We start from the raw sequence: 22928 nt of genomic DNA on the forward strand, positions 1-22928 counted from the left end.
TCACCTCAACACACCGTCGGCGCGCAGGTGTTGGATCCGTTCCGGGGTCAGTCCCGCCACCTCGCGCAGTACCGCGTCGGTGTCGGCGCCGAGTACGGGCGCGGGCTCGCGGACGCCACCGGGTGTACGGGTGAGGGTGATCGGCACGCCCTCGTGGAGGAAGGCTCCCGCCACCGGATGGTCCTTGCTCACGTAGAAGCCGCGGGCCCGCAACTGCGGGTCGTGTTCGACGAGTTCGCGGCCGTCCTGCACGGCTCCGGCGGGGACGCCGCGTGCCTGGAGCAGTTCGGCCGCGGCGTCGGCGGACATCGTGCGGGCCCAGGTGCCGAGCGCGCCGTCGACCAGTGCGGACTCACGCCTGCGGGCCTCGGCGGTACGGGTCCGCTCGTCGGTGGCGAGTTCGGGGCGGCCGATGACCTCGCAGAGGGCCGTCCACTCGGTGTCGTCGCGCACGCTGACGGCCAGCCAGCGGTCGGCGCCCAGGGATCGGTACACGCCCTGCGGGCTCCATGCCGGGTGGGTGTTTCCGGCCGGCCCCACTGCCTTCCCACTGAGGAGGCTCGTGCCCATGTGGGCCGCGATCGCCTCCAGTTGGGACAGGTCGACGTGCTGGCCGCGCCCGGTCTCGGCACGGTGTTCCAGCGCGGCGATCGTGGCGAGCGCCGCCTGGAGGCCCGCCACGATGTCTCCGTGGCCGTAGATCACCCCGACCACGTCGTCCGGCCCCCAGCCGGTCAGCCCGGTCAGCCCCGAACTCGCCGACACGGTGTCCGCGTACGACACCCAGCCGTTGCGCGGGCCGGTGTGTCCCATGCCCGACATGCTGACGTACACGATGTCCGGGTTGATCGCGCGCAGTGCCTCGTGTCCCAGGCCGAGCTTGGTCATGACCGTGGAGCTGAAGTTCTCCACGACGACGTCGCAGTGGGCGATGAGGTCGCGCAGTACGGCGACGCCCTCCTCGGTGCGGGTGTCCAGGGCGATGCTCTGCTTGTTCCGGTTGACCTCGTTGAAGTAGCCGTTGGTGTTCGGGTCCGTGTGGGGGCCCCGGGAGAGGTGCATGAAGGGTGCGAACCGCGTGGGGTCCGGGCGGCCCGCGGACTCGACTTTGATCACTTCGGCGCCGTGGTCGGCGAGGATCTTGGTGCAGTACGGGCCGGCGAGCACCCAGGTCAGGTCCAGGACGCGGACGCCGTCCAGGGCGGGCCGTACGGGTTCGTCGGTCGCCGGTTCCGGTGCTGATACTGATGCCGGTTCCGTACGCGCCGCGTGGGGCGGATCGTCGAGCAGGTCCTGGCCGTCCCCCAGGCCTGGCGCGACGAGTTCCGTCCTGCGGCGGCCTTCGGGGAACGCGAAGGGGAAGCCGAGGTCGGTCCGTTCCCCGTCGGGTGTCGTGACCCGGGTGAAGAAGTCGCGGGCGGCGAGCTGCGGGTTGTCGGGGAGTTCGTGGGGCAGGTCCACGGCGGCCCAGGGCAGCTTTCTGGCCTGGGCCTGCCGGGCGAACTCGGCCTTCGGCCGGGCGCCCACGAAGTCCTGGACGACCTTGAAGACATGGTCCTGGTGCTTCTTGCGTTCGACCGGGTCCTGCCAGCGCGGCTCGGCGAGGTCGGCGTCCGCCTTCTCCTCGCGCAGCCAGCCGAGCAGCGCGTCCCACATGCGGGGGCTGCCGCCGAGCCCTCCGCCGAGGTGGCCGTCGGCCGCGCGGAACAGCCCGTGCGGGACCAGCGGATGCACTCTGCCGGGGCGCGGCGGGACCCGGTCCTCGTGCAGGTAGGCGAGGGCTCCGGCCTCCAGGGCCGCCGCCACGCACGCCTGCGCTGAGACGTCGATGAGCTGTCCCGGTCCGCGGCGCCGGGCGCGCAGGCCGAGCAGGGCGGCGATCGCTGCGTTGACGCCCGCGAGTTGCTCGGCCTGGTTCTCCGGGAGCCGCAGCGGCGGACCGTCGGGGTCACCGACCTGCGCGAGCATCCCGCCGAGCGCGGCCACCACGAGGTCGGTGCCCTGCCAGTCGCTTCGCGGACCCACCAGCCCGAACGGGGTGACGCGGACGTGCACGAGCTGTTCGAGTCCCTCGGCGGCCTCCTCCGCGCCGTCCGCGGTGCCGTCGAGCAGGATGTCGGCGCCCCGCAGCAGTCGGCGCAGCTGCGCGGTTCCGTCGGGCGCGGCCAGGTCGATGGTCACCGAGCGCTTTCCGGCGTGCCAGTGGACGAACGCGTCACCGCCCTGTTCGCGGCGGGTCCCGTCGCCTTCCGGGGGCTCGACCAGCACCACCTCGTGCCCGAGCCCGACGAGCAGCCTGCCGGCGAACCGGGCGAACGGGCTGGACAGTTCGACGACACGCGGAGCCGGCTCGCTCACGTTTCCTCCACGGAGAGTCGGTTTGAGCTTCAGTTGTGCTGCTGGTTCAGGAAGCCCGTGACCACGCTGTGGTAGTCGTACGGCCGTTCCTCCTGCGGATGGTGGGAGGCCTCGCTCATGATGTGCAGGTTGCCCCTGGGGACCATGCGGGCCAGCATCAGCGGGTAGTCCGGGGTCAGGAACGCGTCGTACATGCCCCACAGGAAGAGCGTCGGCGCGGCGATGAGGCCGAGTTCGACGGTGAGGTCCTGCCAGTCGCCGCGCGGGTTGTCCGAGGCGCCGGCCAGCGCGGTCTCCTCGGGATCCAGGCTCTGCTCGAAGCGGAGCGTCACCGTGCCGTCGGGGATGGCGTCGGCGTCGTACCACTCCAGGCGTGCGATCAGTTCGCGCATCTTCTCCCACGAGGGGCCGGTGCCGCCGTAGTACACGTCCCGGGCGTTGCGTCCGCGGCGGCCGTCCTCCGGGAGCGGGGCGAGCGGGCCGTGGAAGACGGGCATGCTGCCGGTGATCACCAACGACCGTACGCGCTCAGGGTACTTGGCAGCCAGGTTGAGCGCGATCGTGCCGCCCCACGAGTTGCACACGAAGTCGGCGCGCTCAATGCCGAGGGTGTCGAGGAGTGCCACGATCTTGGCCGCGTGGTAGTCCCACATGGGGCCCTCGATGACGGGCTTCGCGGACTTCCCGTACTGCAGGATGTCGACCAGGAGGCACCGACGGTCCGCGGCGAACAGGGGCGCCACCTGCCCGAAGTCGGACCAGCCGGTGCACCCGGGGCCGCCGCCGTGCAGAAAGACGGTCGGGCTGCCCTCCCCCAGCTCGACGTAGTGGTACTTGACGCCGTCCGCTTCCGCGTAGCTGCCCTCCGGGGGCGCCTGGATGTCCATAAGATCCATGTGTTCCATGCTCCGATGGTGTGATGGCGGCTGGTTCCGCCCAAGTGGACCGGTCTGCTGAGCGGGCCGGCGGTTCAGTCGAGATCGAGGACCACCTTGCCGATGGCCTCTCCGGTACGCAGCCGCTCGGCGGCCTCCGCCAGTTCGTCGAGGCCGTGACGCTCGATCGCCAAGGTCAGCGTGCCCGCCCGGAGTTCGGCCAGCAGCCGCTCGGCGTCCGCGGCGACCTCCTTGCCCCGCGTCATCAGGTTGACGGGCAGCAGCGCCACGTCGGCCAGCAGGAAGTCCGCGAGATCCACGCCGAACTCCCGGCCCGCGGTGTAGCCGACGAGCGCGGCGCGTCCGCGTGGCCGTACCAGCGGGAGGGCGTCGCGCAGTACCGGGCCGCCCACGGTGTCGATGAGCACGTCGACCGGGCCGCCGATCGACTCCGCGGACAGGTCGGCCGCCAGAACCGCCTTCGCGGGAGCGGGGACATGGCCGAGCTTGGCCGGTCGACCGACCACTCCGACCACCTCGGCCCCGGCCCGTGCCGCGACCTGTGCCGTCAGCGCGCCGACGGCACCCGCCGCGCCGGTGACCATGACCCGCTCCCCCGGCTGTACCGCCGCCACCGTGTGCACGGAGGCCCAGGCCGTGCCGGCCGGTGAGAAGTAGCTGCACGCCAGGGCGGGGTCCAGGTCCTGCGGGACCACCTCCGCGGCGGCGTCCGGTACGAGTGCGTGCTCCGCCCAGCAGCCGTCCCGCCGCATGCCGAGCCCCTTGCCGCCGAGCCTGACCAGGCTGCCCACGGGGTGTGTGTCCGAGGCGAGCACGATCCCGCACCCGGTGGTGCCGGGCACGGCCGGAAGTTCCGGCAGGACACCGAACCTCCCGTCGACGATGTTGAGGTCGAGATGGCCGACCTGGGCCGCCCGCATCCGTACGAGGGTGTGGCCGGGCCGTGGCTCCGGCACCGTCCGTTCCAGCAGCCGCGGCAGCGAGCCGAACCGCTCCAGGACCAGGGCACGTGACGTCCGGCCGCCGACGACTTCGTTCACAGTTTCACTCCGTACCTGCGCAGGACCCGGGAGGCGACGATCCGCAGTACCCGGTCGAAGACGAACCCGAGGATTCCCAGGGTGATGATTCCGACGAAGACCCAGTCGATCCGCCCGTAGTTGCGGGAGGTCCAGATCAGCGATCCGAGCCCGACCTGGGCGGCGACGATCTCGGCGGAGACGATGGTCAGGAAGCTGTTGCCCATCGCGAGCCGGGCCCCGGTGACGATGTGCGGCACGGTCGACGGCAGCACGATCCCTTGCAGGATCTGCCGTCGGCTCGCGCCCAGGCTCGCCGCGGCGCGCAGCTTCGACTCGCTGACCGCCATCACACCGGCACTCGTGTTCAGGGTGACGATGAAGACGGCCGTGTAGAAGATCAGGACGACCTTCGACGACTCGCCGATGCCCAGCCACACCACGGCCAGGGTCACGAAGGCGACCGGCGGGATGAACCGGAAGAACTCGATGTACGGCTCCAGGAGCTGCCGCACGATCCTTATCTGTCCGACGAGCAGGCCGACCGGTACGCCCACGAGTACGCCGAGTCCCCAGCCGATCAGGATCCGGCGACCCGAGGCGACGACCGAGTTGGCGAGTGTGCCGTCGCGCGCCAGCTCCTCGGCGGCGGTGAGCGTCTCCCGGGGAGAGGCGACCAGGGTGGAGCCGTACGACATCGCCAGCAGTTGCCAGACGCCGACTCCGATGAGGACGGACAGCGTGTACACGCCGAACGCCCGCAGGTTCCTCGCTGTCGTCCCGACCGGGCGTCGCCGGGTCTGGGGGGTGGCGGCGCCTGCCGCGGCGACGGTCATCGGACGCTGCCCTTCAGGTCGACGTCTTGGTCCAGCCCCTGGTCGAGGCCCTGGTCGCGGAGGGCCTTGCGGACCTCCTCGCCGATGTCCGCCCGCAGTGCGCGGCGGAGTTCGGCGGCGGCCGGGTCGGCCTCCTCCCGTGGCCGGGGCAGGTCCACTGGGTACACGGACTTGACCGAGGCCGCCGGGCCCGCCGTCATGACGGCGATCCGGTCGGCCAGCAGGATCGCCTCGTCGATGTCGTGGGTGACGAAGACGACGGTGCAGCCCGAGGCACGCCAGATGCGGTCCGTCTCCTCCTGCATCACCTGCCGGGTCTGCGCGTCGAGCGCCCCGAACGGCTCGTCCATCAGCACGACGCCCGGTTCGTTGGCCAGTACCCGGGCGATCTGCACGCGCTGGCGCATGCCTCCGCTCAGCTGGCCGGGAAACCGGTCCGCGCAGTGACGCAGCCCGACCAGGCCGAGGTATTCGTCGGCCAGCTTCGTCTGGGCCGCGCGGGTCGCACCGCGCATCCGCGGGCCGAACGCCACGTTCTGCCGCACCGTCATCCAGTCGAACAGCGCCTCGCTGCTCTGGAACACCATGCCAAGGCCGGGATGGGGTCCGGTGATCGGGGTGCCGCCGACGCGGAGGTCGCCCTCGGACACGGCCTCGAAGCCCGCCATCGCGGACAGCAGGGTCGACTTGCCGCAGCCGCTCGGACCGAGCAGACAGAGGAACTCCCCGGCTGCGATGTCCAGGGAGATGTTCGATACGGCCTGGAAGGAGCCGAAGCGGATACCCACGCCGTCGACGGACACCGCCGCGCCGCGCCCCGGCGCGGAGCCGGCCTCCAGGCGGTCGGTCTCGATGGCCTTGGTCATCACGACCCCTTCGTGTGCTGGGTGGACCACCCGCGCCGAACGGTCTCGGCGGTGGTGGGTGCGGCGGGGCCGGCGAACGGACGGCCTGCGCTGGAGCGTTTCTCCATGAGCACCTCGGTGATCGGCTCGGTGGTTGGGGGAGAGACCGCCGGTTCCGGCAGCTCGTCGGGGTGCGGCCCGGGGATGGGCGCACCGTAGAACGCGCCGCACCGCGTACGCATCGACGGGGGTCCGCTGAGCGGGACACGCGAGGGAAACCGTCCGGCCGGCGGCCGCCTCCACACCCGCCACCTGGTGTTTTCCCGGCATCCGCACCGTTCGGTCTGCTCAGTGGGACAGGTCCCTTGGGCGGATCGACCGGTCCGAGCATGCTCGCAGTCACCGTTCACCCGGCAGCAGGAGGACACGCACGATGACGGTCGAGGACTCGCCCGACGCACCACCGCCCCCTGTCCGGAGCCGCCGCAGACCGGCAGAGCCCGGTCGGCAGGACTGGAAGTCGTGGCCCCACTACGACGCGGCCGGAGCGGGTTTCCGCGGCTACTGGTACCCGGTCACCTGGTCCAGCCAGATCACGGACAAACCGCTCCCGTTCACGATCTGCGGCGAGAAGATCACCCTGATCCGGGACGGCGGCACGGCGTACGCGCTGCACAACCGCTGCCCGCACCGCGGGGTTCCACTCTCCGAGGGCGACCAGCAGTTCCCCGGCACGGTGAGCTGCCCGTACCACGGCTGGACCTTCGACCTGCCCACCGGAAAGCTGGCCGCGGTCATCACCGACGGGCCCGGCTGCCGGCTGACCGGCAAGGTCTCCGTCCGTACGTACGCGGTCGAGGAGCGGCTCGGCATGGTGTGGGTCTACATCCCCCTCGCCGACGAGGAACCGCACCCGATCGACTCGCAGCTGCCGGAGGAACTCGTCTCCAACGCCTTCGTGATGGGCGGCCGGATCGACCCGCGCAGCGGCAACTGGCGCTTCGCCTGCGAGAACGGCTTCGACGAGGGCCACGCCAAGTACCTGCATCGCACGGCACTCTGGCGCCTGTTCAAACCCATGCCCACCTGGAACATCACCCGGATCGTACCCAAGGGCCGCTGGATCTTCCGGGTGCAGGACGACGTCCACTGGGAGGCCGACTTCCCCGGAGTGGGTCACTGGACCAACAAGCGCTGGTGGAAGTTCCAGCCGCCGAAGGAAACCTTCAACATCGGCAACACCGGCAAGGCCGACAAGGTCAACCCGACGATCGAGGCCCAGGAGTTCCCCGGCTTCGCGTCCCTGTCCATGCCGGGCGTGCTGCGCATCGCCTACCCGAACTTCATCCACTACGAGTTCTACGTCCCGGTCGACGAGGACAACCACCGCTACGTCGGCGTGATGGTCAACTTCACCGAGGGCTGGGAGACCCTGCGCTTCTACGCCAAGTACCTGGGCGCGATCCGCTGGCTGTTCCACGGCCAGTTCTCCGGCCAGGACGCGTGGATGGTCGACATCACCGACGCGCCCCCGGAGAAGCTCTACCGGCCCGACATCTCGCTGACCGCCTGGCGGAACCTCAGCGAGGAGGAGTACGGCAAGAAGCTGGCCGGCGCCGGAACCCACGAGAAGGAGGACTGACCATGGGCCGCACGCTGCTGACGCTGCTGATCGGGGCCGGGATCGCGATCGGGCTTCCCCTCGCGAGGAAACGCTTCGCGCGCACGACCATGACCCAGGTCCACAGGATCAACCAGTGAGCGCCGCCGAACTCGCGGACGCGGAACGGCCGTTGACCACCGACGGGCTGGCAGGCCTGGACGACCGCCGCCGCGGCTGGGTCGAAGACGCCTGGCGGCACGTCACCGGCGACCGGCTGCGCGACCTCATCATGGGACTCGTCGACATCCCCAGCCCCACGGGGGACGAGGCCCCACTCGCCGAACACATCGCCGCCACCCTCACGGCCGCCGGCTGCCGGGCCTCGGTCCAGCCCCTCGACGACCGGCAGGCCAACGCCTGGGCCCGGCTCGAAGGCGACGGCACCGGCCCCGACCTCATGCTGTACGCGCCCATCGACACCCTCACCGTGGGCGAGGAGAGCGAGGATCTCCCCTGGATCGGCCCGGAGCTGCGGGACGACATGCGCCCGCAGGCCACCGTGTACGACGACCTCGTCGTCGGCCTGGGCGCCTCCAACCCGAAGGGGCACGCCGCCTGCGTGATGATGGCCGCCGAGGCGATCACGCTGGCCGGGATCCCGCTCACCGGCGACCTGGTGGCCGCGTTCGGCGCGGGCGGCATGCCCACCAACGCGCGGCCGGGCACGCCGAGGCTCAACACTGGTCAGGGCGTGGGCTGTTCGTTCCTCCTGGAACAGGGCGTGTGGACCGACTACGCGGTCATCGCCAAGCCGGGCTGGACGGTGTCCTGGGAGGAGGTCGGCCTCGTCTGGTTCGAGGTCACCGTCCGCGGCACGCACACCTATGTCGGCTCGCGCCACCGGCTCCCGTACGACAACGCGATCACCCGCGCCGGTGAGGTCACCCGGCAGCTGGAGGAGTGGTTCGTCCAGTACGCCGAGCGCCACACCGGTGGAACGGTCGCGCCGCAGGGCATCGTCGCCTCCGTACGCGGGGGCTGGCCGCGCATGGCGGCGGTGACGCCCGCCTCCTGCACCCTCATGGTGGACCTGCGCATCGGCCCCGGCATGACGCCGATGCGGGCCAAGCGGGAGTTCGCCGCCGCCCTGGACGCCATCCGCGCCAGGACGCCCGGGCTCGACGTCACCGCCGAGATGGTCCTGGCCGTCCCCGGTACACGAACCGATCCGGACAACTGGATCCGCCGCAGCGCGACGGCCGCGTGGGAGGCGTTCGAAGGGCGCCAGCACGAGGTCGTCCGGGGCAACAGTGGTGCCACGGACGCCAACATCCTGCGCGGACGCGGCATCCCCACCGTGCGGGTCGGGATGCCGAAGGTCACGGACGCCCCGTTCGACATCGACTTCGCGCGCGGTATGAACTCCGTCTCCGTACGGGCCATGGAGAGGCTGACACGCCATCTGATCCGCACGGCCGTCGACACCGTCACCCGGTCCCGCGCGGAGCTGGAACCGGAGTGGGAGCAGGAAGGAGAGCCGGCATGACGGACATCGTCCTGGGTGTGGGCGCGTCGCACAGCACGCTGATGAACACCCACTGGGAGGAGACCTTCCACAAGGACCGTGCCGAGCGGTTCCGGGACGCGCTCGCCGAGGCGCGCGAGGCGCTCGTCGCGGCCCGCCCCGACACGGTGATCCTCGTCGGCTCCAACCACTTCCGGGGCTTCTGGCTCGACCTGATCCCCAGCTTCACCATCGGCGTCGGCGAGTGCGTCGCCAGCGGCGAGTCCGGCACCCCCAAGGGCCCACAGCCGGTCGACATCCCCCTCGCCCGGCACATCGCCAACTCCCTTGTGGAGGACGGCGGTTTCGACCCGGCCTTCTCGGCGCGGCTGCAGATCGACCACGGTCAGTCGCATGCCATCCAGTACCTCCTGGAGGGCCTGGACGTGGAGCTCGTACCGATCGTCGTGAACGTCTTCGCCCCTCCCCTGCCCACCCTCGGACGCTGCGAGCAGCTGGGCCGGGCGATCCGGGACGCCGTACTGGCCTTCCCCGAGGACCGCCGGGTCGCGGTGGTCGGCTCGGGCGGGCTCTCGCACCGGCTGCCCTGGCCGGACTGGCGTGAGCCGCAGGGCGACGACGAGGAGTTCATGGTCGGCGCCTGGCTGAACGGTCGCGAGAACTGGCAGGACTACGACGTCAGGCGCCGCGAGATCATCCGGGCCGCCGAGGCCTCGCTCAACCCGGAGTTCGACGAGGAGTTCCTGTCCCGCGTCACGCGCGGCGAGATACGGAACATCGCCGCGTACTCCACCGAGGAGCTGGAGAAGGTCGCGGGCAACGGGGCGCAGGAGCTGCGTACTTGGCTGCTGATGTCGGCCGTCCTCGACCACATCCCCGGCCGCCGGCTGGCCTACGAACCGATGCCCGAGTGGCTCACCGGGATGGCCGTCGCCGTCCTCGACCCCGCACACCCCCAGGAAAGGCAGTCATGAGCATCTGGACCGAACTGTCGGGCATCGACTACCGCCACGCGTACGTCGAGACCGGCGATGTCACCACCCGCGCCCTCCAGGCCGGCCCCGAGGACGGCGAGCACGTGGTCTTCCTGCACGGCACGACCGGCCATCTGGAGGCGTTCGTCCGCAACATCCCGGCCCACGCCTCGGCCGGCTACCGCTGCCACGCGATCGACATGCTCGGCCACGGCTACACCGGCAAGCCGGACCGCCCGGGTGAGATCCCCGCGTACGTCGACCACTTGATGGCCTACCTGGACGCGGTGGGCGCCGAACGGGCGCACCTGGTCGGCGAGTCGCTGGGCGGCTGGGTCGGGTCCTGGGCGGCGAGCGAGTACCCGGACCGGGTCGCTTCCCTCCAACTGCTGTGCATGGGCGGCACGAAGGTCAACCCGGCGGTGATGGAGCGGCTCAAGACCTCCACCCGTGCCGCTGCCGTCAACGAGGAGATCTCCTACACCCGGGAGCGGCTGCGGCTGCTGTGGGCCGACTGGGACGATGAGTTGGGCGAGGAACTGACCCAGGTGCGGTACGAGATCTACCACCACCCCGACTTCCAGGAGAACCTGCACAACCTGCTGGCGTTGCAGGAGCCCGAGGCCCGCGAGCGGAATCTGCTGCGCCCCGACCGCATGGCGCGGATCAAGGCCCCGACCCTGGTGGTGTGGGGCAACAAGAACCCGCTCGGCGACGTCCCGGAGGCCGAGGCGATCACCGCCGCGATTCCCGGGGCCCGCCTTGAGGTCTTCAACGAGTGCGGGCACTGGCCGCAGCACGAGAAGGCCGAACTCTACAACCCGCTGAGCCTGACGTTTCTCTCCGAGTCATCGTGAGCTTCGAGTCGTCGTGAGGTGCCTGCCATGACCGTCGTCCCCATCGATCACGCCGTATCGCCCGCCGCGTCCACGGATGCGCCCGCCTCTCCCTTTCCCGACCCGATGAACTCCGTCCTCGGCAAGGTCCGGCCCATCCTTGAGGCGTTCACCGTCGACGACAGCGCCCTCTCCCTCGCCGACCTGGTACGCCGTACGGGCGTGGCGAAGGCCACCGTGCACCGGCTCTGTCAGGAGCTGGTCGTCTGGGGGCTGTTGGAGAGAGCGGGCTGCAACTACCGGCTCGGTCTGAGGCTGTTCGAGATCGGCCAGCGGGTGCACCGGCAGCGGATCCTGCGCGAGGTGGCGCAGCCGTACATGGAGGATCTCCTGCTGGCCACGCGGGAGACCATCCACTTCGCGATCCACGACGGGCTCGACGTCGTCTATCTGGAGAAGATCCTGCCCCACCGGGGGCTGAGCGAGGAGTCGCGGGTGGCGGGCCGGCTTCCGCTGTACTGCACCGCCACCGGCAAGGCGATCCTCGCCTTCTCCCCCGCCACGCTGTTCGGTGAGGTGGTCAGGCACGGGCTGAAACCGTTCACGCGCCGCACCATCACCTCACCCGGTCTGTTGCGCGGTCAACTGGAACGGATCCGGGAGCAGGGCATCGCCACCGAGGCGGAGGAGATCCGCCTCGGCTACATGAGCATGGCCGTGCCGGTCTTCGGCCGGCAGGAGACACCGGCGGGCGCACTGTCCATCACCGCTCCCACCTACCGGATGGACGCCGCCGCGCACGCGAGCGCGCTGCGTGCCGCGGGCCTGGGCATCGGCCGGTCGTTGCGGGCCGCCCTGTGAACGTGTTGGACGACGTACTGTCCCGGGCCCGTGGCCTCATCGGCCGGTGGGAGGACGAGGACTGCGGCACGGTGACCGTCAAGGAGTTCTGCCGGTACGCGGCGGCGGTCGACGACGTCGGCTATCTGCGGCGGGCGCGGGCCCTTGAGGCGGCCGGGGAACCGGTCGAGGCTCCACCGCTCTTCCTCGCGGCGACCATGAGCTGGGAGGACGGGCCCGCCGAGGACGAGCTGCGGCCTGACGGCCTGGCCGTCAGGGAGTCGCCGTGCACCCAGGGCCTCCCGGTCCGCCAGGTGCACGGCGGACAGTCGGTACGCCTGACCCGGGCCCCGCTCGCGGGCACCCGGGTCACCGCGTCGCGTGCGGTCACCTCGGCCGAGCGCAAGCACGGCCGGTCCGGCGACTTCGTGCTCCTCGGCCTCACCACCCGCTTCACCTCGACGGACGGGGCCGAACTGACCGCCGTGGACGAGACGATCGTCGTCCTGGACGCCCTCCCGAAGGGAACCGCCGCGTGAACACCCCTGCCGCCGTCGGCGATGTCTGCCCACCGCGCCGCTACACCCACAGCAGGTTGCAGCTGTTCCGGTTCAGCGCCGTGTCGTGGAACTCCCACCGCATCCACTACGACGCGGAGTTCGCCGCGTCGGAGGGCTTCTCCGACGTGGTCGTGCAGTCGACGCTGCACGGCCAGACGCTCACCCGGTACGCGCTGGAGTGGGCCGGGTCGAACGCGTGCCTGGAGTCGGTGAGCTGGCGCAACGTCACGACCGCCGTGGCCGGTGAACCGCTCACCTGGAGCGCGACCGTACGTACGGTCGCGCCCTGCGACTCAGGGGTGCGGGTGACGCTCGACGTCTCCGTGCTCCGGGACGACGGCGCTCCCTGCGTCACAGGGCACGTCGACCTCACTTGCCGTGCTGCTCGTACCAGCCCTTCAGCAGAGCCGTCTCGAGGTCCGGCGACTTCTTGATCAGCTTCTGTGCCAGCAGGAAGTCGACGATCTTGCGGGACTCGGTCACATCGGCGTCGTCGATGCCGCGAGCGGCGAAGGTGATCTCCGGCAGCACCTTCTTCGTGTCCGCCACGGGCAGTTTGACCTGCTGGTTGGACGCCTTGGCCGCGGCGTCGGGGTCGTCGGTGACGAGTTTGTCCGCGGCCGCCACGGCCTTGAAGACCTTGCCTGCGACCTCTTCGTTGCCCTTGAGCCACTTCTGGTCGGCGATCAGCCACTGCACGTACTTCACCCCGAAGTCGCCGATGCGCCCCGCGATGTGTCCGCCCGCCGCGTCGCCGCGCGCCGCCCACGGCTCGAACAGGACGTACGCGTCGATCGAGCCCTGCTCCAGCAGCCCCGGGATCTCCGGCGGTGAACTCTGCAGGATCTTCACGGACTTCGGGTCGATGCCGTTGTGGCGCAGATACGAGTGGGTCGCGTAGAGGCCGAGCCCCGCGATCGACGCCATGGTCTTGATCTGTTTCGGCGATTTGATGCCGTCCCGCAGGACGACCTTGAGATAGCGGTCGGAGGACTGGAAGACGCCCAGCGCCCGCAGGCCGGGGCTGCCGACCATGAGCGAGAGGGCGGTGGAGTCGGCGTTGGCCGCGATCTGCGCGGTGCCTGCCGTCACGGCCTCGGTCGCCGCCGGGCCTCCCTCGGTCTTCACCAGCTCGACGTTCACGCCCTCCTTCTCGAACAGGCCGCGTTCCTCGGCCAGGTAGAAGGGGGCGTACGAGGCGTCGACGCCCAGGGCGACACGTACCGTGGGCTTGCCCGCCGCCCCGCCCGCCGAGTCCGTCGCGCCCGCCGTGCACGCGGAGGACAGGACGAGGGTCATGAGGACGGCCGGCAGCCGTCCCCTTCTGACGTTGAGTGCATCCATGAGATTCGTCCTCCCGGACTGGTGGAAGCGTCGTGTTCGCGCCACGCTCCCACCGCTGGAGCCCCGGCCTAAGCGGCGCGTCCCGTCAGGCGGACCGGTTCCATTGGGCGGTGGTCGGCCCGTCCATACGCTCCTGGACCATGAGCGTTCCTACTGATGAGCCGGTCGCCCCGGACGAGTCGTCGGTGATCGAGACCGACATCCTGATCATCGGCGCCGGCCCGTCGGGCCTGTACGGCGCCTACTGCGCGGGCTTCCGCGGACTCAGCGTCACGGTCATGGACATCCTCCCGCAGTGCGGCGGCCAGATCAGCGCAATGTACCCCGAGAAGCCCATCTTCGACATCGCGGGCTTCCCTGCGGTGCGCGGCCGCGACCTGGTCGAGGCCCTGGTCGCCCAGGCGCAGCCGTACGGTCCCCGCTACCTCCTGGGCCATCGGGCACTCCGCCTCACCCGCGCGGCCGACGGCCGGCCGGTCGTACACAGCGACCAGGGAACTGCCGTGCGGGCCGGGGCAGTTGTGATCACCGGCGGGGTCGGGACCTTCACCCCCAGGCAGCTCCCCGCGGGCGAGGGCTATCTCGGCCGCGGTCAGGTCTACTTCGTGCCTGACCCGGCCGATCACACCGACCAGGACGTCGTGGTCGTCGGCGGTGGTGACAGCGCCTTCGACTGGGCGGCGACGCTGGCCCCGATCGCCCGCTCGGTCCGGCTCGTGCACCGCACGGAACGCTTCCGGGCCCATCGGGCGACCGTGGACAAGGTACGGGCACTGGGCATCGAGATCATCACCGACTCAGAGGTGAGCGCCCTGCACGGGACGTCACGGGTCGAGCGGATCGAGGTCCGGCACCGCACCACGAAGGCCACCCGGCTCCTGCCGGCCCACACCGTCGTCGCCGCTCTCGGCTTCATCGCCGACCTCGGCCCGCTCAAGGACTGGGAGCTGGAACTCCGGGCGCGGCGGATCGCCGTGGACACCCGGATGGCCACCAACCTGCCCCGCGTGTTCGCCGCGGGCGACATCACCGACTACCCGGGCAAGGTGCGCGTGATCGCCGTGGGCTTCGGTGAGGTCGCCACCGCGGTCAACAACGCGGCCACCGTCATCGATCCGGAGGCGGCCCTCTTCCCCGGGCACTCCACGGACAAGGAGAACTGACATGGCGTACGTCATCGGGTCGGCCTGTGTCGACATCATGGACCGGTCCTGTATGGAGGAGTGTCCGGTCGACTGCATCTACGAGGGCGAGCGCAAGCTCTACATCAACCCGGTGGAGTGCATCGACTGCGGCGCCTGCGAGACGGCCTGTCCGGAACAGGCCATCGCGGTCGACCGCCTCGCCGAGCCGGAGTTCCGCGCGGACAACCGCCGTTTCTTCGAGGAGCCGCTGCCGGGGCGTGAGGGACCGCTGGGCACACCGGGTGGGGCGACCGCCCTCGGCCCCGTGGGCGTCGACACCCTGCTCGTCACCTCCACCGCGGGCGGCGCACGATGACCGCCGCGGAGGTGACCAAGGCGGCCGACGAACTGCGGGAGGCCGCGCGGACGAACACGCCGTGCGCTCCGATACGCACGTACGTCACCGGCGTGGAGGCCGCCTATGCCGTACAGCGTGTGGACGTCGAGCGCGGCCTGGCGGCCGGACGCCGGATCGTGGGCCGCAAGATCGGCCTGACTTCACCCGCCGTACAGGCCCAGCTCGGCGTGGACCAACCGGACTTCGGGACGCTGTTCGCCGACATGGCGGTGGCGGAGGCCGGATCGGTCCCGGCCGGGCGGCTGATCCAGCCGAAGGTGGAGGCGGAGGTCGCCCTCGTCCTCAAGGCCGACCTCCCCCACCGGGACTGCACGGTGGTCGACGTGCTGCGGGCGACGGACTTCGCGCTGCCCGCGCTGGAGATCGTGGACAGCCGGATCGCCGGCTGGGACATCAGCCTCGTGGACACGGTCGCGGACAACGCCTCCAGCGGCCTGTTCGTCCTCGGGGGAACTCCCGTACCACTCACCGGACTTGACCTGCGGGGCGTGCGGATGACGATGACCCGGGGCGGCGAGGTGGTCTCCGAGGGCACCGGCGCCGACTGCCTGGGCAGCCCGCTCAACGCGGCGGCCTGGCTCGCCTCCACCCTGGCCGGCGTGGGCGATCCACTGCGGGCCGGGGACGTCGTGCTCACCGGAGCCCTCGGGCCGATGGCGGTCGTCGCCCCGGGTGACCGGTTCGAGGCACGCATCAGCCAACTCGGCCGGGTGTCAGTGGAGTTCGCGGCGGAGACCACGACGGAGGGAGACAGGTCATGAGCACCCGTACGAAGGTGGCCGTCATCGGCTCCGGGAACATCGGCACCGATCTCATGATCAAGGTGCTGCGGTTGTCCGAGGAGCTGGAGATCGCCGCGATGGCCGGCATCGACCCGGAGTCGGACGGCCTGGCCCGCGCCCGCCGGCTGAAGGTCGCCACCACGCACGAGGGCGTCGACGGTCTGATCACTCTCGACGAGTTCGCCGACGTCCGGATCGTCTTCGACGCCACGTCGGCGGGCGCCCACCGCCGCCACGACCATGTGCTGCGAGGTCTCGGCCGCACGGTCGTCGACCTCACACCGGCCGCGCTCGGCCCGTACGTGGTGCCGCCGGTCAACGCCGACGCCCATCTCGACAGCACGAACGTCAACATGGTGACGTGTGGCGGACAGGCCACGATCCCGGTCGTCGCCGCCGTCTCGGCCGTGACTCCTGTGCACTACGGGGAGATCGTCGCCTCGATCGCCTCCCGCTCCGCCGGTCCCGGCACCCGGGCCAACATCGACGAGTTCACGGAGACCACCGCCTCCGCGATCGAGAGGGTCGGCGGCGCGACCCGCGGCAAGGCGATCATCGTGCTCAACCCGGCCGAACCGCCGCTGATCATGCGGGACACCGTGCACTGCCTGGTCTCCGCCTGCGACGAGGAGGCGGTGACCGCATCCGTCGAGGAGATGGTCGGACGCGTTCAGGCCTATGTGCCGGGCTACCGCCTGAAGCAGAAGGTGCAGTTCGAGCAGGTCGGCACCGACGACCCGCTGCGGGCGCTCGTGCCCGTCGGCGCCACACCACTGAAGGTGTCGGTGTTCCTGGAGGTCGAGGGCGCCGCCCACTACCTGCCCGCCTACGCCGGCAACCTCGACATCATGACCTCGGCCGCGCTGCGCACCGCGGAACGCCTGGCCGCCCACCAGAGTGCGGAGGCAACCAAGTGACCGCTCTGTATGTGCAGGACGTGACCCTGCGGGACGGCATGCACGCCATCCGCCACCGCTACACCGTCGACCAGGCCAGCAGCATCGCCACCGCTCTCGACGCGGCCGGAGTCACGGCCATCGAGGTCTCCCACGGCGACGGACTCGCGGGCTCCAGCATCACCTACGGAGTGGGCGCGCACACCGACTGGGAGTGGATCGAGGCGGTCGTCGGCGCCGTGCACCGGGCGATCCCGACCACCCTCCTGCTGCCCGGCATCGGCACCGTCCACGACCTCAAACAGGCCCACTCGCTGGGCATCCGCTCGGTTCGGGTCGCCACCCACTGCACCGAGGCCGACATCTCCGCCCAGCACATCGCCGCCGCGCGCGAGCTGGGCATGGACGTCGCCGGGTTCCTGATGATGTCCCACATGGCCGAACCGGCCGAACTGGCCCGCCAGGCCAAGCTGATGGAGTCCTACGGCGCGCACTGCGTGTACGTCACCGACTCCGGCGGCCGTCTCACCATGGACGGCGTACGCGACCGCTTCCGCGCCTACCGTGACGTCCTGTCCCCCGACACCGAACTGGGCATCCACGCCCACCACAACCTGGGCCTGGGCGTCGCCAACAGCGTGGTCGCCGTGGAGAACGGCGTCACCCGCGTCGACGCCTCGCTCGCCGGACAGGGTGCCGGGGCCGGCAACTGCCCCCTGGAGGCGTTCGTCGCGGTGGCCGACCTGATGGGCTGGGAGCACGGCTGCGACCTCTTCCCGCTCATGGACGCGGCCGACGATCTCGTACGCCCGCTCCAGGACAGGCCCGTACGCGTCGACCGCGAGACCCTCAGCCTCGGCTACGCGGGCGTGTACTCCAGTTTCCTCCGCCACGCCGAGACCGCGGCCACCCGCCACGGACTGGACACGCGAGCCATCCTCGTCGAGGTCGGCCGCCGCCGGATGGTCGGCGGCCAGGAGGACATGATCACGGACGTGGCCCTGGACCTGGCGGCGAAGGGCGGCAGAAATGACCGCTGAGGAGTCGCCCCGCAAGGGGCGCGGGGAACTGCGCACCCAGCAACAGCCGACCCGCAGTCATCGAACAACCCTTCCGGCGGAGCCCTCGGCGCAGCCGAGGGCTCCGCAGGACGCGACGAGCGCCAACCGACCCCCGCTGCGCGTAGGCATCCGCATCCCCCCATGCGACCGAGCCGACCACGTGGTCAAAACAGTCCGCCGCGCGGAAACCTTCGGCTTCGACGACGCCTGGTTCCCCGACTCACAACTACTGTGGCGCGACGTGTTCACCACACTCACCGCCGCGGCCCTGGGCACCGAACGAATCGGCCTCGGTACGGCGGTCACCAACCTGGCGACGAGGCACCCCGCCGTCGTCGCCTCGGCCGCCCGCAGCGTGGCCGAACTCGCGCCCGGCAGGTTCAGGCTCGGTCTCGGCGTGGGCAACAGCTCGGTCGGTCCCGTCGGCCTCCGGCAGACGACCTCGGCGCAGATGCGCGAGGGCCTGGGCATGCTGCGCGCCCTGCTGGACGGCGAGGAGTGGGAGTTCGAGGGCAAGGTCCGCTCGCGGCTGCGCGACCCCGGACCCGGCGTGCCGCTCCACCTTGCCGCGAGCGGGCCCAGGAACCTGCGGCTCGCCGGAGAGATCGCCGACGGTGTGATCCTCCTCAGCGGCATCTCGCCCGCCACCCTCACGAGTGCCACCGCCCGGGTCCGGGAAGGCGCCAAGGCTGCGGGCCGCGCGGCCGACGCGATACCGCTGACCGTGTCCGCGTTCTGCGCGGTCACCGACGACATCGCGGCCGAGGCGCAACTCCTCAAGCCGATCTGCGCGGCGATCGCCCAGAACGGCGGAGCGCCCTTCCTCGCCCTCGCGGGGATCGACGTCGACGTACCGGCACACGTCGAGGGGGTCTACCCGGACCTGGTGCACGCCGAGGACTGGCCCAGGGCCGTCGAGATCTGCTCGGCCTGGATCAGCGACGAGAACGCGCTCCGCTTCGCCGAGGAGTTCTGCCTCTTCGGCACCCCGGCCCGGATCGCGGAACGCCTTCGCGCCCTGCACGCCGACGGGGTCACCGGCGTCCTGCTCCAGCACGTCGGCTCGTACGATCCGCCCACCGAACTCATCGAGGCCATCGGCGAGTCGGTGCTGCCGGCCCTCTCCCCCTCCACTCCTGGAAAGGCGGACCCCAGATGACGGACACCCTGCGACGAGGCTACGCACCCAGCCCCTTCGGGCAGCTGCACTATGTGGAGTGCGGCACCGGCGAGCCCGTCCTGCTGCTCCACCAGACGCCGCGCTCCTGGACCGAGTACCTCGACGTGCTCCCCCTGGTCGGCGCCACGCACCGGGCCGTCGCCATGGACACCCTGGGCTTCGGCGCCTCCGCGAAACCGGCGGGACCGCACTCCATCGAGCTCTTCGCCGACGCCGCCGGCGCCCTCGTCGAAGCCCTGGGGCTGGAACGCTTCCATCTGGTCGGGCACCACACCGGCGGAGTCGTCGCGGTGGAGCTCGCCGCCCGTTACCAGGACCGTGTCGCCAGCCTGCTGCTCTCGGCCACGCCCTTCATCGACGACGAGAAACGCCGTACGGCGGCCGAGCGCAAACCCGTCGACCATGTCGTCGCCAAGCCGGACGGCTCACACCTGCTGGAGCTGTGGAACCGGCGCCGCGGCTTCTACGAGGAAGGCCAGGAGGCCGCTCTGAACCGGTTCATGGTCGACGCGCTGACCGTGCTCGACCGGGTGGAGGAGGGGCACGTGGCGGTCCGGCGGTACGGCATGGACCAGCGGCTGCCGCACATCACCGCCCGTACGCTCGCCGTCTGTGCCCCGGGGGACCACTACTCGCTGCCCGGGCTGGAGAAGTTCGCCGCGGCCCTCGGCTGCGAGACCCGGGTCCTCTCCGGCGGCCATGTCCCCGTACCCGAGCAGTTGCCCGAGGAGTTCGCGAAGGTCGTGCTGGAATGGACGGCTCGCGGCTGAGACAGCCCACGGCACATGGCCGGCTCCACCGGATCTCACCGGTGGAGTCGGCCTGTCGTGTGCGGGGGTCACTTCAGACCGATGTGGGCGCCGGGTCCGAGCGGCAGGTCGAAGCCGTAGAAGACGCCCAGGATCGCCAGCCACACCAGCATGAACGGCACCACGAAGATGGCGAGCCGGGAGATGAGCGTGCCGAGCTTGGCGTCGGGCTCGTACTGGCGGAGCATCGCCAGGATCAGGAAGACATAGGGGTTCATCGGGGTGATCACCCCGGTCGCCGAGTCGCCGATCCGGAAGGCGGCCTGGGTGAGCGCCGGGCTCATCCCCATCAGCATGAACGCGGGGACGAAGACCGGGCCGACCAGGGACCACAGGGCCGAGCCGGAGAGGATGAACAGGTTGAGGCAGGAGACCAGCAGGACGAACACCAGGATCGCCCAGAAGCCGGTCACGCCCATCGAGTCGAACAGCGCGGCGCCCTTCACCGCCAGCAGCACTCCGACGTTCGACCAGGTGAACAGGGCGATGACCTGGGCGGCGACGAACATCATCACGAGGTAGCCGGACATGGTCTTCACCGACTCGGTGACGGCCTTGGTCACGTCCTCGGCACTGGTCAGCTGCTTCACGCTGAAGCCGTACGTCAGTCCGGCCAGCAGGAACGCGCCGAACAGGACGGGGACGATGCCGGAGAGCAGCGGCGAGGGCACGAAGGCCCCGCCCTCGCCGCGCAGCGGCGCACCCTCCGGAAGCCACAGGGCGAGCACGCCGGCCAGGTAGACGATGACGACCAGCGAGGTGCGCAGCAGCGCCCGCCGCTGGACCGGCGTGAGAGTGAGGTCGCGGTCCTCGGGCTCGTCGTCGGCGGACTCGTAGGTTCCGAGCCGGGGTTCGAGGACGCGGCTGATGAGGAATCCGCCCACCGCGGCCAGTACGAGGCTGCTCGCGGCCGTGAAGAAGTAGTTGATGAGGAGATGGATGTGGAGTCCGTCGGCGGCCGGGAGCACCGCGGCGGCCTGCTGGGTGATGCCGACGTACAGGGCGTCGAGGGAACCGACGGTGAATCCGGCCGCGTAGCCGGCGGTCACGCAGGCGAAGCCGCCGATGAGGCCCGCGACGGGGTGGCGTCCGGCGCTCTTGAAGACGAGAGCGGCCAGCGGGGGCAGCACGATGCAGGCGACGTCGCTCATCATGTGCGCCTGGCTCGCGATGAGCGCCACCGCGTACGGCAGCACCGCGCGGGGCACCCTGGCCAGGGTCGCCCGCATCAGGGTCTCCAGCAGGCCGGTCTTCTCGCAGAGCCCCACCACCATGATCAGCACCAGTACGGCGCCGATCGGGGGGAAGGTGGCGAAGTTGACGACGAGGTTCTCGACCAGCCATTTCACGCCGTCGCCGGTGAGGAGGCCGGTGATGTGCTTGGTCTCGTCGCTGCCGGGGACCTTGACGGACACGCCACCCAGGTCGAGCGCGGTGGAGGCACCGGCCAGGAGCAGGAAGAGGACGGAGAACAGGACTACGGGGTTGGGCAGGGCGTTTCCGGCCCGCTCGATGAGCGAGAGCACCCGGTCGAGCGGGGTGGCTCTGCCGGTGTCCGGGGACTTGGCGGGTGGTGCGGGGAGGTCGGTCTGTGAGGACATCAGGGCCGCCTTCCGGTGGAGAGAGTGTCTGCGGCCGAGGCCGTGAGGTTCAGGAGGTCCTTGAGGACGACGCCGTCCTGGACGACGCACACGACGTTGGCCGGGTCGCCGAGGACGCCGATGTCCTGGAGCGGATCGCCGTCGCAGACGACCAGGTCCGCGGTGCGCCCGGCGGTGAGGGTGCCCAGTCGGTCGGCGATGCCGAGGAGCTCGGCGGAGGTGCGGGTGCCGGCGACGATGGCGGCCATGGGGTCCATGCCGAGATCCACCAGATAGCTGAGTTCCATCAGGTTCACGCCGTGCGGGCCGACCGCCGCGTCGGTGCCCAGCGCGATCCGGGCACCGTACTCGATGGCCCGGGCGATGTTCTCCTTCGTGGTGCCGGACCAGCGGACCTTCTTCTGGTAGTGGTAGTCCGGCATCGTGTCCTTGTTGATGCCCGCGTACACGGTGGACAGCGTCGGCACGACGAAGACGCCGCGTTCGCCCGCCATGTCCAGCGCCCGGTCGTCCAGACCGTAGCCGTGCTCGATGCTGGTGACTCCGCCGCGGATCGCGGTGAGGATGCCCGCGTTGCCCTGGGCGTGGGCCGCGACCGGCTTGCCGCCGTGCCTCCCGGCCTCGTCCACGACCGCCCGGATCTCCTCCTCCAGCAGGCCCTCGTCGTCGGGGTCGTCGTAGGGGCTGCCCATGCCGCCGGTGGCGCAGACCTTCACCAGGTCGGCGCCGTCGCGCAGGACCCGGCGCACCGCGAGCCTGGCCGCGTCGGTGCTGTCCGCGATCTCGGACATCCCGGCGCTCAGATCGGTACCGTCGCGCAGGCGCACATCCGCGTGGCCACCGGTGTGGCTGATGATGCGGACCGCCGTGTGCAGGCGCGGGCCCACCGTCCGTCCGGTCTCGACGGCCGTGCGGTAGCCGGCCGACAGACCGCCCAGATCGCGGGCGGTGGTGATTCCGGCGTCGAGGGTCTGGCGCAGCCGCGCGGCGGTGTCCAGGGTGACCAGGACCGGGTCGAGTTCCGCGCGGCGGCTCGGCGGCGAGCCCTGCGCGTAGGCGAGGTGGACGTGGCAGTCGAAGAAGCCGGGCAGTACGGTTCGGCCACCGGCGTCGACGACACGCACCGAGGAGTCGGTGCCGGCCGGGGGCTCGGTCGCGGCCGGTCCGGCGTAGGTGATGGTGCCCTGGGCATCGATGGTGACGACGGCGTCCTCCACGGGGGACGAGCCGGTGCCGTCGATGAGCCGGGCGTTGTGGATCCGCAGGGCGGTCCGCGTGGTCTCCGGGGTCGTGGCGGGGGTCATAGAGCGGGGTCACTCCTCCGTAGTGGATGCAGGCGAAGGGAGTGTGGAATGCAAAGAAAAACCTGGTGTGACGGTGCAGATTTCTCACCGGATTCCCTCGGCGTGCGCAGAGAAGCG

General features: G+C 70.8%; 23 protein-coding genes. 14 read left to right on the top strand and 9 right to left on the bottom strand.

What is annotated here, in order from left to right:
* The 6 genes from ACH4YP_RS27485 to ACH4YP_RS27510 all read right to left on the bottom strand — a co-directional run bounded on the left by ACH4YP_RS27485 (position 1) and on the right by ACH4YP_RS27510 (position 6196).
* Positions 1-2358 (bottom strand): CoA transferase, encoded by a 2358-nt coding sequence (locus ACH4YP_RS27485; RefSeq protein ID WP_398493090.1) that lies wholly within the window; start codon positions 2356-2358, stop codon positions 1-3.
* A 29-nt stretch (positions 2359-2387) separates the two neighbouring features.
* Positions 2388-3254: an alpha/beta fold hydrolase gene (locus ACH4YP_RS27490; RefSeq protein ID WP_398493398.1), complete on the bottom strand. Its 867-nt coding sequence runs from the start codon at positions 3252-3254 to the stop codon at positions 2388-2390.
* Between the two features lie 74 nt (positions 3255-3328).
* Entirely contained in the window at positions 3329-4294 is a 966-nt protein-coding gene (locus tag ACH4YP_RS27495) for a zinc-binding alcohol dehydrogenase family protein (RefSeq protein WP_398493092.1), read from the bottom strand.
* Positions 4291-5109: an ABC transporter permease gene (locus ACH4YP_RS27500; RefSeq protein WP_398493093.1), complete on the bottom strand. Its 819-nt coding sequence runs from the start codon at positions 5107-5109 to the stop codon at positions 4291-4293. The genes ACH4YP_RS27495 and ACH4YP_RS27500 overlap by 4 nt, the downstream gene beginning before the upstream one ends.
* The gene (locus ACH4YP_RS27505) at positions 5106-5975 is read right to left on the bottom strand and encodes an ABC transporter ATP-binding protein (protein ID WP_361057097.1); all 870 of its coding nucleotides are present in this window, start codon (positions 5973-5975) and stop codon (positions 5106-5108) included. Before ACH4YP_RS27505 ends, ACH4YP_RS27500 begins: the two co-directional genes overlap by 4 nt.
* On the bottom strand, positions 5975-6196 hold the full coding sequence (locus ACH4YP_RS27510) for a hypothetical protein (protein WP_361057094.1): 222 nt from the start codon (positions 6194-6196) through the stop codon (positions 5975-5977). Before ACH4YP_RS27510 ends, ACH4YP_RS27505 begins: the two co-directional genes overlap by 1 nt.
* Positions 6197-6387: 191 nt before the next feature.
* Between ACH4YP_RS27510 and ACH4YP_RS27515 the strand changes: the two genes are divergently transcribed.
* The 7 genes from ACH4YP_RS27515 to ACH4YP_RS27545 all read left to right on the top strand — a co-directional run bounded on the left by ACH4YP_RS27515 (position 6388) and on the right by ACH4YP_RS27545 (position 12726).
* The gene (locus tag ACH4YP_RS27515) at positions 6388-7596 is read left to right on the top strand and encodes a Rieske 2Fe-2S domain-containing protein (RefSeq protein WP_398493096.1); all 1209 of its coding nucleotides are present in this window, start codon (positions 6388-6390) and stop codon (positions 7594-7596) included.
* Positions 7597-7711: 115 nt separating this feature from the next.
* Positions 7712-9103, top strand: a complete 1392-nt coding sequence (locus ACH4YP_RS27520) for a deacylase (protein ID WP_361057088.1) — start codon at positions 7712-7714, stop codon at positions 9101-9103.
* Complete coding sequence (locus ACH4YP_RS27525) at positions 9100-10056, top strand: catechol 1,2-dioxygenase (protein ID WP_398493098.1); 957 nt, start codon at positions 9100-9102, stop codon at positions 10054-10056. Before ACH4YP_RS27520 ends, ACH4YP_RS27525 begins: the two co-directional genes overlap by 4 nt.
* Positions 10053-10913 (top strand): alpha/beta fold hydrolase, encoded by an 861-nt coding sequence (locus ACH4YP_RS27530; protein WP_398493100.1) that lies wholly within the window; start codon positions 10053-10055, stop codon positions 10911-10913. The genes ACH4YP_RS27525 and ACH4YP_RS27530 overlap by 4 nt, the downstream gene beginning before the upstream one ends.
* A 27-nt stretch (positions 10914-10940) precedes the next feature.
* Complete coding sequence (locus ACH4YP_RS27535; RefSeq protein ID WP_398493102.1) at positions 10941-11753, top strand: IclR family transcriptional regulator; 813 nt, start codon at positions 10941-10943, stop codon at positions 11751-11753.
* Positions 11754-11755: 2 nt separating this feature from the next.
* A complete protein-coding gene (locus tag ACH4YP_RS27540; RefSeq protein WP_398493104.1) occupies positions 11756-12271 on the top strand; it encodes a MaoC family dehydratase N-terminal domain-containing protein in 516 nt (171 codons plus the stop codon).
* A complete protein-coding gene (locus ACH4YP_RS27545; protein ID WP_398493105.1) occupies positions 12268-12726 on the top strand; it encodes an acyl dehydratase in 459 nt (152 codons plus the stop codon). Before ACH4YP_RS27540 ends, ACH4YP_RS27545 begins: the two co-directional genes overlap by 4 nt.
* Here ACH4YP_RS27545 and ACH4YP_RS27550 read toward each other — a convergent pair.
* Positions 12662-13636, bottom strand: coding sequence for an ABC transporter substrate-binding protein (locus ACH4YP_RS27550; RefSeq protein WP_398493107.1), 975 nt, complete (start codon positions 13634-13636; stop codon positions 12662-12664). The genes ACH4YP_RS27545 and ACH4YP_RS27550 overlap by 65 nt on opposite strands.
* A 140-nt stretch (positions 13637-13776) precedes the next feature.
* On the opposite strand from ACH4YP_RS27550, the gene ACH4YP_RS27555 reads away from it, so the two are divergent.
* The 7 genes from ACH4YP_RS27555 to ACH4YP_RS27585 are packed head-to-tail and all read left to right on the top strand — an operon-like array spanning position 13777 to position 19867.
* Positions 13777-14799 (top strand): NAD(P)/FAD-dependent oxidoreductase, encoded by a 1023-nt coding sequence (locus ACH4YP_RS27555; RefSeq protein WP_398493109.1) that lies wholly within the window; start codon positions 13777-13779, stop codon positions 14797-14799.
* A gap of 1 nt (position 14800) precedes the next feature.
* Positions 14801-15136 carry a ferredoxin gene (fdxA, locus tag ACH4YP_RS27560; protein WP_361057066.1) on the top strand — a complete coding sequence of 112 codons (336 nt, stop codon included), beginning with the start codon at positions 14801-14803 and terminating at the stop codon, positions 15134-15136.
* Positions 15133-15939 carry a 2-keto-4-pentenoate hydratase gene (mhpD, locus tag ACH4YP_RS27565; protein WP_398493111.1) on the top strand — a complete coding sequence of 269 codons (807 nt, stop codon included), beginning with the start codon at positions 15133-15135 and terminating at the stop codon, positions 15937-15939. The genes fdxA and mhpD overlap by 4 nt, the downstream gene beginning before the upstream one ends.
* Positions 15936-16877: an acetaldehyde dehydrogenase (acetylating) gene (locus tag ACH4YP_RS27570; RefSeq protein WP_398493113.1), complete on the top strand. Its 942-nt coding sequence runs from the start codon at positions 15936-15938 to the stop codon at positions 16875-16877. Before mhpD ends, ACH4YP_RS27570 begins: the two co-directional genes overlap by 4 nt.
* Positions 16874-17896, top strand: a complete 1023-nt coding sequence (gene dmpG, locus ACH4YP_RS27575; RefSeq protein WP_361057057.1) for a 4-hydroxy-2-oxovalerate aldolase — start codon at positions 16874-16876, stop codon at positions 17894-17896. Before ACH4YP_RS27570 ends, dmpG begins: the two co-directional genes overlap by 4 nt.
* A complete protein-coding gene (locus tag ACH4YP_RS27580; RefSeq protein WP_398493115.1) occupies positions 17886-19076 on the top strand; it encodes an LLM class flavin-dependent oxidoreductase in 1191 nt (396 codons plus the stop codon). Before dmpG ends, ACH4YP_RS27580 begins: the two co-directional genes overlap by 11 nt.
* Positions 19073-19867: an alpha/beta fold hydrolase gene (locus tag ACH4YP_RS27585; RefSeq protein ID WP_361057052.1), complete on the top strand. Its 795-nt coding sequence runs from the start codon at positions 19073-19075 to the stop codon at positions 19865-19867. The genes ACH4YP_RS27580 and ACH4YP_RS27585 overlap by 4 nt, the downstream gene beginning before the upstream one ends.
* 68 nt (positions 19868-19935) lie before the next feature.
* Here ACH4YP_RS27585 and ACH4YP_RS27590 read toward each other — a convergent pair whose 3' ends face one another.
* Together ACH4YP_RS27590 and ACH4YP_RS27595 are read right to left on the bottom strand one after the other, a co-directional pair.
* The gene (locus ACH4YP_RS27590; RefSeq protein WP_398493117.1) at positions 19936-21507 is read right to left on the bottom strand and encodes an AbgT family transporter; all 1572 of its coding nucleotides are present in this window, start codon (positions 21505-21507) and stop codon (positions 19936-19938) included.
* Positions 21507-22811, bottom strand: a complete 1305-nt coding sequence (locus ACH4YP_RS27595; protein WP_398493119.1) for an amidohydrolase family protein — start codon at positions 22809-22811, stop codon at positions 21507-21509. The genes ACH4YP_RS27590 and ACH4YP_RS27595 overlap by 1 nt, the downstream gene beginning before the upstream one ends.
* Positions 22812-22928 lie beyond the last annotated feature (117 nt).

The organism is Streptomyces sp. NPDC020747 (assembly GCF_044334695.1).
Classification (GTDB): Bacteria; Actinomycetota; Actinomycetes; order Streptomycetales; family Streptomycetaceae; genus Streptomyces.